Consider the following 14,252-nt stretch of genomic DNA (forward strand, 5'->3'; position numbering starts at 1 on the left):
CACAGAAGATACAGAAACAAAAAAAGAGCGCCTCGAAAGGGCGCTCTTTTTTATCTGCGGTTGTTGCTAGACCGGTTAGCGATATCCGCTAATCAGCCTAAACCAACAATGGTACCATCCGCGGTAATATCGATGCCAAGGTAGGCAGGATGCTCAGGCAGCCCCGGCATGGTCAGCACGTTGCCGCACAGCGCGTACACAAAGCCAGCACCAGCGCACAGATTCAGCTCTCGGATAGGTAGCACGAAATCTTGTGGCGCACCTTTGAGCACTGGATCGTGACTGATAGAGAGCGGCGTTTTGGCCAAACAGACATACAACTCTTGCTGACCGAGCTGTTCGATATGGGCTAATTGCGCCTGTGCTTGTGGTGAGAGTTCAACGCATTTCGCGCCATACCCCCGGCGTGCAACGGCATTGAGTTTGTCGAGCAGCGGCGCTGTAGGCTGATAGAGCGGTGTAAAGGTCGCGGGTTGCTCGCCGCAGGCTTGCATGACCGCTTGCGCCAACGCCAGCGCGCCTTGTCCACCTTGGCTGAACGCATCGCTAAGCGCGACGCGGCATCCGGTCTCTTCGATGCGATGGCATAGCCACTGCAACTCCGCATCGGTATCTTGTGGGAAGCGGTTGACGGCGACCACGACCGGCAAACCATACTTTTGCACGTTATTCATGTGCCATTGTAAGTTGGCAAAGCCCGCTTCCAGTGCTTCTTGATCGGCAGCAAACAAGGATGGCGGAATGGCCTGCCCAGGTTTGAGGTTATAGCGCCCCGAGTTGGCTTTCAGCCCACGTAAGGTAGCGACTAACACCACGCAATCTGGCGCTTTCCTTGCCACTTGCGCTTTGATATTACAGGCTTTCTCCAGCCCCATATCAGAGCCAAAACCGGCTTCGGTGACAGTGTAATCGGCCAGCTTGAGTGCCATTTTGTCGGCGATAATGGAGGAGTTACCGTGCGCGATGTTGGCAAATGGGCCGGCATGGATCAGCACCGGAACCCCTTCTAGCGTTTGCATTAGAGTCGGGTTGATGGCGTCTTTCATGATGGCCGCCATCGCGCCCGCGACACCTAAGGCTTCGGCGGTAATCGGCTCACCAGCATGGTTATAAGCCAAGATCAGACGGCCGAGACGTTGGCGCATATCCGGTAAGTCTTGCGCCAGTGCCAAGATGGCCATTAGTTCGGATGCCGCGGTGATATCAAAGCCGGACTCACGCTCGATGCCATTGGCATGGCTACCCGGCGGATTGATGCCGATACGAATCTTACGCAAGGCGCGATCGTTATGATCCATCACGCGGTTCCACACGATCTGCTGTGGGTCGATATCCAATCGTGGCAGACCGGTGCGCTCAGTAAAGTGCTCAGCACCTAAACGGCTTTCATGATAGAGACGAGCATCCAGTGCAGCAGCGGCCAGATTATGGGCGGCGGTGATGGCATGGATATCACCGGTCAGGTGTAGGTTGAGCTCGTCCATGGGGGTAACTTGGCTGTAACCGCCGCCGGCAGCGCCACCTTTGACGCCAAATACCGGCCCCATCGACGGTTGGCGGATGCAGGCGATGGTTTTTTCGCCCAGCGCAGCTAATCCCTGCGCCAGACCAATGGTGGTGACGGTTTTACCTTCGCCCAGTGGGGTTGGGGTAATGGCGCTCACCAGCACAAATTTACCGTCTGGCTGCTGGGCGGTACGTTGCAAGGTCTGCAAACGGATTTTGGCTTTATGTTCACCCAGCGTCAGGACTTCGTCCGGCAGAAAACCGGCTTTTTGGGCAACATCGGAAACAGGAAGCAGTGCCGCTTCCTGGCAGATTTGGCTGTCTGTTTTCATGCTGTGTTACTGTGATTCCGTAAAAGAGGCGATGGGCGGCATGAGGCCGGCGCTAATACAGTTTTCCGTACAGATCCAGATGCGTGAGATATAAACGGGTATCAAACTCCAGCTGGTGGTAGGCCGGCTCCATGTGCAGGCAAAGCTGATAAAAAGCTTTGTTGTGCTCTTTTTCACGCAGGTGAGCCAGCTCGTGTACCACAATCATGCGCAGCATCTCAGCGGGCGCTTCTTTAAACAGCGCGGCAATCTGGATCTCAGCTTTATTTTTGAGTTTATTGCCCTGAACCCGCGACACACTGGTGTGCAAACCCAACGCATGTTTGAGCACATTGATTTTACTGTCATAGTTGACACGACTGAGTTGCTGGGCGGTACGCAGGTAGTGATTTTTCAGCTCCATCGTATATTGATACAGCGCTTTATCACTTTTGATCGCGTGCTGGGAAGGGTAGCGACGACGCAATAATTCCCCCAGCTTATTATGCTGGATAGCATCACGGACTTGCTGTTGCAGTGTTTCGGGATAACCCGCGAGATATTTAAGTTCGGCCGCCACAATACTACTCAAGTTGCTGGTCATGCTTCTGGTGCGAAACTGTCATTTCACGACCGATTCGTGGCGTGACAGATGCGGTATGACAGATAAAGGTAAAAGGTATAAAGACAAAGACGCCTGATTCTAGCCTGAATCATGACCGGCTGAAACTCGCAACCGCGTTTTTCAGCCGGATTTGGCGATTAGGCGTTCACACAAATGCTGTCAGCTGCTTGTTTTGCAGTATGAATGGCTGCTTCGGTAGTACTTGCATTACACAACGCCACCCCTAAACGACGACGTCCGCGGATTTCCGGTTTACCAAACAGACGCAGCTGTACCTGCGGATAGCTCAATGCTGTGCACAGGCCGCCAAAGCGCAGATCGTGGCTGTGCAGCGTGGGCAAGATCACCGCAGAGGCGGCAGCGCCGTATTGGGTGATGGTGCCGACAGGCAAGCCGAGGAAGGCGCGCACATGCAGAGCAAATTCAGACAGATTTTGTGAAACCAGCGTGACCAGACCGGTGTCATGTGGGCGTGGGGAGACTTCGCTAAACAGCACTTCATCACCGCGGATAAACAGCTCAACGCCAAACAAACCGTAACCGCCCAGCGCCTGCACAACGGTTGCCGCTACTTCTTGAGCGCGAGCTAAAGCGGTTTCACTCATCTGCTGCGGCTGCCATGACTCGCGATAGTCGCCTTCTTCTTGGCGGTGACCAATTGGCGCACAAAAGTGAATCCCATCCACCGCTTGTACCGTGAGTAAGGTGATCTCAAAGTCAAACTCTACAAAACCTTCCACAATCACGCGGCCTTTACCTGCTCGACCACCTTCTTGGGCATACTGCCACGCCGTGGCGATATCGGTTTCGCTACGCAGCACGCTTTGCCCTTTACCGGATGAGCTCATCACCGGCTTGGTGACGCAAGGGAAACCAATTTCGAGAACGGCTTGGTGAAATTCAGCTTCGGTGCTGGCAAAGCGGTAAGGGGAGGTGGGAAGTTGGAGGGTTTCAGCGGCAAGGCGGCGGATGCCTTCGCGATTCATGGTGAGTTTTACTGCCTGCGCACAGGGGACGACTTGTTGCCCTTGTTGTTCCAGTTCGACCAATGTGTCGGTGGCGATGGCTTCGATTTCGGGCACCACATAATCCGGTTTTTCTTGTCGGATCAGCTGGTGGAGGGCTACAGGGTCGAGCATGTCTATCACATGGCTGCGGTGTGCCACCTGCATTGCGGGAGCATCGGAATAACGATCAACGCCGATAACTTCAATCCCGAGCCGCTGGCATTCAATTGCCACTTCCTTGCCCAGTTCCCCACAACCTAACAACATCACTTTCGTGGCCGACGGACGCAGTGCAGTTCCTAACATGGTGAAATAACCCTTATATGGCAGAAAAAGAGATTCAGTCCTGAAAAGCGTGGCTGATTATAAAAGGAAAACGTTTGCGCGGCAAAGATGTTACTGCAATCGCGCAAAATAAAATCACTGATGAGGTATCGCTCCCTACGGTTTGCTGTCAGTCGGTGAGCATGCTTATCGCCGCTGGTTTGCGGGAAAATCTGCGAGGTGCTTCAGGGTCTTTTTGTTCCTGATTAGAGGTTTCGTAAACTTTATGTTATAATACAAAAGGCTATGCTCTTGTATTGCGCAAATTCTGTGCAGGTAAGGCCCAATAAAAGTTCGAAAAAAGTGCCAAGCCAGAAAATATCCGTGTTATTTCAAGGCGGCATTTTAGGAATGTGCGGTTTTATTGGGGCGTGAATAAACGGGTTTTGCTCATCGTTAATGAGCGAGACGGCGAATGTGGTTGTTTTTAGTGAAAAAAGCTACATGGTCACAGAATAGATAATGCGGTAGTAATGCGGCAAGTGAGCGGATAAATGAAGGCAATTAGCCGGTAGAGATGAGTATGACTGTTTGTTGCAAATTATAACCACAATATAATTTGCGAAACAGATTTAGCATGGATTGATTGTGACTGATATGCACAATAGACGATAGCTTGTGAGACGCAGTGGCATTGCGCTCGGAGCTTTCCATCTCACGGTAAATTATCCGCCAGCGCTGAGGTTATCAACGCATTTTACAGCTATTCAGAGCCTGAACATGAAGCATAGCGCTTAAACAGAGTACCCGCTCTGCATTGATATAAAACCGACGGTTTTTACTTTAAGAAGGAAAGGGTTTTAAGCCGGATTTCGGCTATCACGAAAATAAAAAAATAGGATTTTTCTGAATGCATGTAATTTCGTTATCGATGATAACCACACTGATGACAGCAGTGTTGGTTTTGCTGGTTGGACGCTATTTTGAAAAGCGTGTCTCACTGTTTAGTAAATATTTTATTCCTGCGCCTGTGATTGGCGGTGTGATTTTTTCGTTTATCACACTGTTCGGGCACATGACTGATTTGTTTGTATTTACCTTTGACGACAGTATTCGCCAGTTATTCATGGTGGCCTTTTTTACCACTATCGGTTTTTCGGCCAGTTTGAAAATGCTCAAACGTGGCGGCATTCAGGTTGTCTTTTTCTTGCTGGTAGCACTGGTCTTGGCCGTGTTGCAGAACCTGTTGGGGGTGGGCTTGGCCTCGGCATTTGGCTTAAATCCACTGATTGGTGTAGCTGCTGGCTCGGTGGCGTTGACTGGCGGGCATGGTACAGCCGGTGCGTTTGGCCCATTGCTGGAGTCTGCGGGTGCCGAAGGGGCTACCGCTGTGGCGATCACCGCTGCAACGTTTGGTCTGATTTCTGGCTGTGTGATCGGTGGACCGGTCAGTAAATTGTTGCTACTCAAGCATGCGGAAAGTCGTTATGACGACCAGCATGAAACTGAAGAAAATATCGAATTAAAAGAAGACCGTAATCATATTTATGAGCGTTCAGCGTTCGACACTATTTTAAAAGTCATCATCGTCATGGGCGTCGGATCCATTTTGGCTGATGTATTAAATGTGTTGGGGCTGGTGCTGCCGGTGTATATCGGCCCGATGATTGTGGCGGCGATTACCCGTAACGTAATGGATAAAATGGGGAAAAAAGTTAATACCTATGTCATTGACTCAATAGGTAATATTTCTTTATCTCTGTTCCTGTCGATGGCGTTAATGGGTTTACGTTTGTGGGATATCAGTGTACTGGCATTACCGCTGGTGGTGATTTTACTGGCGCAAACCTTACTGATGGCACTGTACAGTTATTTCGTGACCTATAACTGCATGGGCCGTGATTATGATGCGGTGGTGTTAGCGACTGGTCACTGTGGTTTTGGTATGGGCGGTACACCGAATGCGATGGCAAATATGGAAGCCTTCACTGAAAGTAACGGCCCGTCGCAAAAAGCGTTCTTTGTCTTACCGCTGGTCGGGGCATTATTTATCGATTTTGCCAATGCCTCATTGATTACCCTGTTTATATATTTCTTTAAATAAAAATAGATATCTCTTTTGGTTATGTTGATATCTGATTGATTTGGTAGATAACACATAAAAAAACGGATGCAAATTGCATCCGTTTTTTTATTGCCTAGTGCAGGCTAAATATATCACGGAGACGTGAGTTACTGCACTCGCGAATTACTGCGCATCGGTTGCAGGTGCGTTTTCGCTTGGCGTTTCAGCTGCGTCTGCTTTCACTTCAGCGGCAGGCGCTTCTGCAGGCGTTGGTCTGGCAACGATGTTACGGGTTTCCATCCGCACCTCAGCCAAGGTCACTGGCAGGGTATCGCCCAGACGGTAAACCGGCTCACCTTTGATGGAAATAGTCGCGGTATCGGTGCTGCATTCCAGCTCGTCACGCACTGGGTGAATGAATGGCGCAGGAACGAAAGCGACGGCACCGTTTTCCAGCAGACGGACGCGCAAACCACCGCGTGATACATCGATGATCTCGGCTTGATAGCTGCGATTTTCCGTCAGCTTTGGCTGCAAGAAGCGGGAGTACAACCAATCACCGACATCACGCTCGGACATACGGTTAAAGCGACGACGCTCGGCCAGTTGTGTAGTCAGCGCTTCGCTTGGCTGAGTTGCAGGCTGCTCGTTACGGATAACCGCTTTCAGCAGGCGATGGTTGACCATGTCACCGTATTTACGAATTGGTGATGTCCAAGTCGCGTAGGCTTGCAGGCCCAGACCAAAGTGTGGTGCTGGTACGGCGCTCACTTCACTGTAAGCTTGGAAGCGACGAATACGACCATCCAGATAAGCAGTTGGCATCGCATCTAATTGACGACGCAGGCGGCAGAAACCGTCCAGTGACAGCAGGGTGTCGCGATCAAACTCGACTCCGTTGTTGCTAAGGATAGTTACTGCTTGGTCAACCAGCTCAGGATCGAAACCCGCATGCGCGTTGTAGATACCGAAACCGACTTTATCAGCCAGTACCTTGGCGGCGCATTCGTTCGCCAGAATCATCGACTCTTCAACCATGCGGTTGGCAATACGACGATGCTCGGCCACGATGTCAGTAACCACACCGTTTTCATCCAGCACAAAGCGGTAATCAGGGCGGTCTTTGAACACTAAGGTGTTCTCACTGCGCCATTGGGTACGTGCCAGCGCCATCTGGTGCAGCTGCGTGATTTGCTCGGCAACCACAGCGTTCTCAGGCTGCCAGCAGTTTTCACGTTGCTCCAGCCAATCAGAAACATTGTCGTAGACCAGTTTGCCGTGGGAAGTGACCCAACCAGCAAAGAAGTGCGCATCGTCACCCAGAGAGCCGTCTTTATGCACGCTAACGCGGCACAGCAGTGCAGGGCGACGCTCGCCTTCACGCAGTGAGCACAGGTCATCAGACAGCTCGCGTGGCAGCATTGGGATGTTGAAGCCCGGCAGGTAGTTGGTGAACGCGCGTTGGCTGGCTTCTTTATCCAGCTCGCTGCCTTCGGCCACGTAGGCGGTTGGATCGGCGATGGCGATGGTCAACTGCCAGCCATTATCGGTGGCTTGGATGTACAGCGCATCGTCCATATCCTGCGTGCTGGCGCTGTCGATGGTGACAAACGGCAGTTCGCTCAGATCTTCGCGGGTTAGGTTCTCATCCAACATGCCATTGAATGTGGCGGTTGGTGCTTCACGCTCCAGCTGGTGGCGTGACAGCGTTACCCACCATGGCGCATAGTGGTCATTGGCATGGGTAATGAATTCGGTTACATCGGCATAAAAACCGCGGTCGCCTTTGAGCGGGTGACGTTTCATCTCCGCGACAACCCAGTCACCTTCGTTCAGGGTTGCATCCAGCCCTTTTACCGGACGGCAGGAGATCGGATCATTCAGCAGTGGATGATCTGGAACGACATTCAGCTTACCGTCACGGCCTTTGCGGATGCGGCCAACAAAACGGCTCAGGAACGGCTCAATCAGGCTGTCAGGCTCGGCAACTTCACGCTCTTTTTCAGTGCGCAGCAGGGCTACCACACGGTCACCATGCATGACTTTTTTCATGTACGGAGGCGGGACAAAATAACTTTTCTGATTATCAGTTTCGATAAAGCCGAAACCTTTGTCGGTACCTTTGATAACACCTTCGATTTGCGGGGTGTTTTCACGCATTTGTTGCTTAAGCTGGGAAAGCAGCGGGTTATCTTGAAACATAAACCTATCCGGCAAGGGAGTAATCTATCGGTTAGTCCCGATAATACCATTTGTTGAGCGGTTTTAAGCAGATTTATCTCGGCAGGATTCTTGCTTATTGCCCGCATCGGGCGGCAGATGCCGAGCGTCCGCCAGTGAACCGTCGCCAACGGCGTATGGTCGGCGTTTAACACCGCATGTTTCGTGCAGGACGCGATGTGGGAATGGCTTATACTACAAGATTATCGAGAGTCTACGGTCTGGTTGTAGACTTCATGACCGAAGATTGCTAAAACCCTGCGCGGTAGAGATAACAGAACTTGATGGACACACAACAATGAAGCGCTCAGCAGGCCTATTTATTCTGGGAATATGCAGTATGCCGGTGCTGGCACATACGCCGGTGATTGATTGTAAAACATCCTCCGGCTCAGTCGAAAAGCTGATCTGTAGCGATCCGGCCTTAGCGGCGCTGGATCAGAAGATGGCAAAAGTTTATCAGGAAGCGGTGGCCAAAGGCACCGATTCTGCGTGGCTGAAGGCCACCCAGCGCGGCTGGATCAAAGGGCGCAACGAATGCTGGAAGAGCAGTGATCTGCCGGCCTGTACCCGTCAGAATTATCAGCTGCGTATTGCTGAATTGCAGGTGAAGTATCAACTGAGCCAGCCATTGGCTCCTGTGGTGTACAGCTGTAAAGGGCGACCAGATCCGGTTACGGTGACCTTTTATAATGAAACCAAACCGCAAGCGGCTAATATCACGCTCGATAGCAGTGGTGAGCCGGATAGTCAGGTGGTGTCTTTTATCCAACCATCAGGTAGCGGCATTCGCTATGGTGGGGTGAACACCCAGTATGACGTGTTGTTCTGGGGCAAAGGGGAGGCGGCGGCGTTAACCATCAATGGTACGGAGTATGCGTGTCAGGTGAGCGAGCAAACCGCAGTAAGCAGTACAAGCAATAAAGTAGAGGCAACTCCTGCGAGTAACACGCAAGTCGAAAGTACGCCCAGCGCGAGTTCACCAAGCAAAAGCGCCAGCGAACCGGTGAAAAGTGTACCGGTAACAGAAAGCAGTGCGCCGAAAGTGCCAAAAGCACAAGCAGAGCAAAGTACAAAGCCATAATTATTTGGATACGCTCATGTAAAACGGCAGCCTTAGGGCTGCCGTTTTGTTTTTGGCGTTGTTGCAAACGGAGGGCGACAACTATGTTCAAAAATACCGATTTTGAAAAATACCGTTCTAGAAAAAGGTCAATGGTGATGACTCACGAAATTACCCGCGAAAATATTGCCATGCATCTTGCCAATTCATCCCCGTACCGGGAGCGTAGTGCAACTCTCCTTGTCCGCACCACCCACTGTTTGGCCACGGACGACATTGATACAAGCGGCCATTGCGGCGAACCACATCACCGGCTTGATACGGCGTGCCAGTTTGATACTCCGGATAATCTGATGGCTGGGTGCTGGATTGCTCATCGGGGTTGATCCCGTTGCGACCGGTAACGCTGACAGTATAGTTTTGTGCACCAAGTCCGTTATTAGCCTGAATTTGCAGGCGATAAGTGCCCGGATTATTAACGACCAAGGTCATCGGTGTCCGCTGTCGGGTTGCTTGCGCTTGGGCGCTGGCAACGCGGTTACCGTCGCGGTTATAGAGCTCGGCATTGACCAGATAGGTAGCTGCGGCCGCTACCTCAAATTGGATCAGTGCTTGCTGATTACGTAGTGGGTAGTCTCGTTGTAAGCGAGAAATACGGATGGTGCGCGGGTAGCCATCTTGGTTTTGCTGCCACTGCCCGTTTTGATTGTTGGTACCGTTATTGCCTTCCCACTGGCCATTATTTTGCGACGGACTGTTCTCCCACGGACTGTTCTCCCACGAGCCATTTTGATCCCATTGCCCGTTATCGCCATGCCATTGGCCGTCATCATAGCCGGGGTTTGTCAGGATTTGATTCACATCCAAACACTCTTTCAGCGAGTTCTGGCTAGCGCACAGTAACTGACGGGCTATCTCAGCCGCTTGTCGGCTGCGCTCTTGCTCTGTCGCGGCATGAGAGATTGGGGCAACACTGATGGCGATGATTAAGCTAGCAAGTGAAATGGGCAGGGATACTCGGGGTGCGGCACGGTGCATAGCAATAATTCCTGTTTGAGGCGTGGCAGGTAAGATAAAAGGTACCGAGCAGAAAAATCGCCACGCGTAACAAAACACAATGTCCGCAGTATACGTGAAGGGCGAGAGTGGCCGGAGTAGGCTTGCGCGCGAGCGGCGGATTTACATGCCATTAAGATAACGGCTTGTGAGGCAGATTCCGGATTGGCGGATGCTAAACCGCTAGCAGGAATAAGGGGGATGTGTGACACAGAAAAGGAATAGATAAAAGGGATAGGGAAGGTCTGCATTACCTACCGACATAAAAAAATCCGCCGTAGCGGATTTTTCAGAACTTGATAGAGATAAGCTCAATAGAGACAAGCTTGGTAGAAAACAGCGTGATAGGAACAAACGTTAACGTTATAGAAACCAAAGTGAACCTATTCGCGCTGCCTTATCCGTTGCTTGTTACTCGTTAACTTCCAGCTCGTTCATCGCAGCGATGTTGAAACCGCCGTCAACGTGCAGGATCTCACCGGAGATACCGGCAGCCAGATCAGAGCACAGGAATGCGGCGGAGTTACCCACATCTTCGATGGTCACAGTACGGCGAATTGGGGTGACAGATTCGCAGTGAGACAGCATCTTCTTGAAGTTTTTGATACCTGCAGCGGCCAGAGTACGGATAGGGCCAGCAGAGATACCGTTAACACGCACGCCTTCAGCGCCCATAGCATTCGCCATGTAACGCACGTTAGCTTCCAGAGAGGCTTTCGCCAGACCCATCACGTTGTAGTTAGGGATAGCGCGCTCAGCACCCAAGTAAGACAGCGTGACCAGTGCAGAGCCTGGGTTCAGCATCTTACGGCAAGATTTCGCCATCGCGGCAAAGCTGTAGGAGCTGATGTCGTGAGCGATGCGGAAACCGTCACGGGTTACAGCGTCAACATAGTCGCCGTCCAGCTGATCGCCCGGTGCGTAAGCGATGGAGTGAACAAAACCGTCGAAGTTTGGCCATACGTTGGCCAGTTCAGCGAACATGGCATCGATGCTGGCATCTTCTGCAACGTCACATGGCAGCACGATGGAAGAGCCGCACTCGGCTGCAATCGCGTCAACGCGAGACTTCAGTTTTTCATTCTGGTAGGTGAAGGCCAGTTCCGCGCCCTGACGATGCATAGCGGCAGCAATGCCGTAAGCGATAGAACGGTTGCTGGCTACGCCTGCGATTAAAATACGTTTACCGGTCAGAAAACCCATCACAAGAGATCCTTGTTGTCTACAAAACTGATATCAATACGGCTTTGTACGAAAGAATGAATTCAGTGATTCTACCATGTTCCACGCTGTGGTCGACATGTCTACCTGCTCATCCGAGCAGTCCGGCGGCGCAGCGAGGGGAAAAAGTGGCTAGATTTAACGGTGATTGAGCGTCAAATGAGCAGGAATTGGCGGGTAATGTGTGCGTAGTCTCTGCTTTAGCAGAGACTACGCACAGGTAAAGCGAGGCGTTAAATTTCGACCGGTCGTTCCCACGCGGCTGGGGTCAGCACCTCACCAAAATGACTTTCAATCATTCGGCGTGTCAGGTCGTGTTGTGGATCGCAAAATACCGTTTTCGTATCGCCACGCTCCACCACATGCCCTTGCTGCATGACCAGCACCTTATCGCTGATGTGTTTGACCACACCCATGTGCTGGCTTACATAAATATACGAAATCCCTAGATTTTCTTGTAGCTCCAGCATCAGATTCAGGATTTGCGAGCGCATGGACATATCCAGCTGGGTCAGCGCCTCATCCGCCACAATGATTTTGGGCTCCAGAATCAAACTGCGCGCCAGCGAGACACGCTGTTTTTGGCCGGTGGCCAGCATTTGTGGATAGACACTGGCGTGATCGGGCAGTAAGCCGACTTTGCGCAGTGTGGCAATGATCCGATTTTCCCGCTCTTGGGCGGTCAGATCGGTATTCAGCTTTAGTGGGCCTTCCAAGATCTGACCAATCTGCATTTTAGGATTTAGCGAGGTGTTCGGATCTTGGAATATCATGCGGATCAACTTGCAGCGATGGCGGTAATCGCCATACCACAGTCGCTCGCCATGCACGCGGATCTCACCTTGGGTCGGCTCCACCATGCCGGCTATCAGCTTGGCGAGGGTGGATTTACCGGAGCCGTTTTCACCGATAATGGCTAAGGTTTTGCCTTCATCCAGTGATAAATCCAGTGGATGCACCGCTTCTACCGTGTGACGACGGAATAAACCGGTATGGTAGCGGAAGGTTTTACTGAGTCCGGTGACGTCTAATAGGGCACTCACAGCTGGCTTTCCTCTACGTTAAGCGGGAAGTGGCAGGCAAACTCATGGTTTTTGATTTTGCGCAGCACTGGGGTTTCGATGCATTTTTTCTGCGCGTGCGGACAGCGCGGCCCTAAGCGGCAACCAATCGGCAAGTGCTGCAGCGGCGGGATCGCACCGGGCAGGGTGCTGAGTCGGCTTTTGTGCGGCAGTGGCTCACGAAAATCCGGCATCGAACGCAGCAACGCCAACGTATAGGGATGGTGCGGCGTTTCTAAAATCTGCTCGCATGTGCCAGATTCAATGGTCTGGCCGCAGTACATCACGGTCAGCTTATTGGCTGTTTGCGTCAGACTGAGTAAGTCGTGGCTGACCAGCAAGATGGTGGTGTCATTCAGCTGATTCATCCGATCCAGCAGACGGAAAATCTGCGCGCGGGTAGTCGGCTCCATCGAGTTGGTCGGTTCATCGGCAATCAGCAGCTTCGGTTGGTTGGCCAGCGCCATGGCAATCATGACCTTCTGGCATTCCCCTTCGGTGAGTTCATACGGGTAGCTGCGCATGATTTCGCGGTGATCTTTGATCCCCACTTTGTGCAGCAGCGCCTTGGCTTGCTTATAGCGCCAATTCCAACGTTTCCACCAGTGGCCTTTGAACGTCCACGATGGGATGGTTTCTTCCAATTGACGACCAACGCGCTCAGAAGGATCAAGGCACGACTGCGGCTCTTGGAAAATCATCGAGATATGACGACCTACCCAGTGGCGACGCTCTTTATTGCTCAGGCGCAGCATGTCGACGTCATTAAAGCGAAAACGGTCGGCGGTGATTTTCCAGTTATCTTTACTGACCCCACAAATGGCTTTGGCTACCAGACTCTTACCCGAGCCGGACTCGCCCACTAACCCGCGGATTTCACCTTCGTTGAGGATCAAGCTGACGCGATCCACGGCTTTTACCGGCCCAGCCGGAGTCATGATTTCAATCGTCAGGTTACGAATATCTAAAAGTGGCATTACTCGGTTCCTGCGTTGATGGCGCGGCGCAGCCCGTCACCGGCGAGGTTAACAATGATCACACTGAACAAAATCGCCAGACCGGGCAGGGTGACGGTCCACGGTGCGATATACAGCAAGCTGAGGGCTTCACCCAACATGGCTCCCCATTCAGGGCTTGGACGCTGAGCGCCGAGATCCAAAAAGCCCAATGCGGCGATATCCAACATGGCCACAGAAAAACCACGGGTAAATTCAGTGACCAGCATCGCCATGATGTTTGGCAGTACGGCGTAGCGCAAAATATAGCCGTTGGACGCACCGTCTAAGCGAATTGCAGTGATGTGATCTTTTTCCATCTCATCGTGCACGGCGGTATATACCGCGCGCACAAAACGGGGCACCAGCGCCAACCAGACAGCAAACATAGCGTGTAGCAAACCGGCGCCAGTGAGTGCGACGACGATGATCGCAATCAGCAGGGTTGGGATAGACAGCAGCGCATCCAGCGTGTGGTTCAAAATCGAGGATTTCAGACCCTTGGACATCCCCGCGGCGATACCGATCAGCGTACCGACAATCGAGGCGGTGCAAACCACTAAAAAGGCGCTACCGAAGGTCAATTGGGTGCCACAAATCAGGCGACTGAAAATATCGCGCCCCAGATCATCGGTACCGAAGAAAAACTCCACTTTGCCATTTTCCGCCCATGATGGCGGCATCAGCTCTTTGTCGATGAACTGAAAATTCGGCGCAAACGGGGCGATGTGATGACCGAAGACGGTCAAGATCAGCAAAAAAAGCAGACCATAAAAACCGATCATCGAGACGGTATCGCCTCGGTACAGGTTCCAAGTATGTGCCATACGGCTAGGCATTACAGTACGGTGTGGCATA

At 52.0% G+C, this 14,252-nt stretch carries 10 protein-coding genes and 1 pseudogene; 2 read left to right on the forward strand and 9 right to left on the reverse strand.

Features of this window, described 5'->3' with window-relative positions; translation table 11 throughout:
• Positions 1-92 precede the first annotated feature (92 nt).
• From NCTC9997_RS05710 to purT, 3 genes are all read right to left on the reverse strand, one after another.
• Positions 93-1,838: a formate--tetrahydrofolate ligase gene (locus NCTC9997_RS05710; RefSeq protein WP_064977544.1), complete on the reverse strand. Its 1,746-nt coding sequence runs from the start codon at positions 1,836-1,838 to the stop codon at positions 93-95.
• A gap of 52 nt (positions 1,839-1,890) precedes the next feature.
• Entirely contained in the window at positions 1,891-2,421 is a 531-nt protein-coding gene (locus NCTC9997_RS05715; RefSeq protein ID WP_039046206.1) for a M48 metallopeptidase family protein, read from the reverse strand.
• Between the two features lie 158 nt (positions 2,422-2,579).
• A complete protein-coding gene (gene purT, locus NCTC9997_RS05720; RefSeq protein ID WP_064977545.1) occupies positions 2,580-3,755 on the reverse strand; it encodes a formate-dependent phosphoribosylglycinamide formyltransferase in 1,176 nt (391 codons plus the stop codon).
• Positions 3,756-4,659: 904 nt separating this feature from the next.
• Here purT and gltS point away from each other — a divergent pair.
• Complete coding sequence (gene gltS, locus NCTC9997_RS05725; RefSeq protein WP_197665244.1) at positions 4,660-5,817, forward strand: sodium/glutamate symporter; 1,158 nt, start codon at positions 4,660-4,662, stop codon at positions 5,815-5,817.
• Positions 5,818-6,048: 231 nt separating this feature from the next.
• Here gltS and NCTC9997_RS05730 read toward each other — a convergent pair.
• Positions 6,049-7,980 (reverse strand): annotated as a pseudogene (locus NCTC9997_RS05730) (exoribonuclease II); the annotation flags it as partial.
• Positions 7,981-8,296: 316 nt separating this feature from the next.
• On the opposite strand from NCTC9997_RS05730, the gene NCTC9997_RS05735 reads away from it, so the two are divergent.
• The gene (locus NCTC9997_RS05735) at positions 8,297-9,082 is read left to right on the forward strand and encodes an MliC family protein (RefSeq protein WP_082935489.1); all 786 of its coding nucleotides are present in this window, start codon (positions 8,297-8,299) and stop codon (positions 9,080-9,082) included.
• Between the two features lie 150 nt (positions 9,083-9,232).
• On the opposite strand, the gene NCTC9997_RS05740 is transcribed toward NCTC9997_RS05735, so the two are convergent.
• From NCTC9997_RS05740 to sapC, 5 genes are all read right to left on the reverse strand, one after another.
• Complete coding sequence (locus NCTC9997_RS05740) at positions 9,233-10,099, reverse strand: hypothetical protein (RefSeq protein WP_064977548.1); 867 nt, start codon at positions 10,097-10,099, stop codon at positions 9,233-9,235.
• A gap of 429 nt (positions 10,100-10,528) precedes the next feature.
• Positions 10,529-11,320 (reverse strand): enoyl-ACP reductase FabI, encoded by a 792-nt coding sequence (gene fabI, locus NCTC9997_RS05745; protein ID WP_010861892.1) that lies wholly within the window; start codon positions 11,318-11,320, stop codon positions 10,529-10,531.
• 251 nt (positions 11,321-11,571) lie between these two features.
• Positions 11,572-12,381, reverse strand: coding sequence for a peptide ABC transporter ATP-binding protein (locus NCTC9997_RS05750; RefSeq protein ID WP_039046209.1), 810 nt, complete (start codon positions 12,379-12,381; stop codon positions 11,572-11,574).
• Positions 12,378-13,376 carry a peptide ABC transporter ATP-binding protein gene (locus NCTC9997_RS05755; protein ID WP_010861890.1) on the reverse strand — a complete coding sequence of 333 codons (999 nt, stop codon included), beginning with the start codon at positions 13,374-13,376 and terminating at the stop codon, positions 12,378-12,380. Before NCTC9997_RS05755 ends, NCTC9997_RS05750 begins: the two co-directional genes overlap by 4 nt.
• On the reverse strand, positions 13,376-14,251 hold the full coding sequence (gene sapC, locus NCTC9997_RS05760; protein ID WP_010861889.1) for a putrescine export ABC transporter permease SapC: 876 nt from the start codon (positions 14,249-14,251) through the stop codon (positions 13,376-13,378). Before sapC ends, NCTC9997_RS05755 begins: the two co-directional genes overlap by 1 nt.
• Between the last annotated feature and the right edge of the window lies 1 nt (position 14,252).

Origin of the sequence: Plesiomonas shigelloides (genome assembly GCF_900087055.1) — a bacterium.
GTDB lineage: Bacteria > Pseudomonadota > Gammaproteobacteria > Enterobacterales > CAMTGL01 > Plesiomonas > Plesiomonas shigelloides.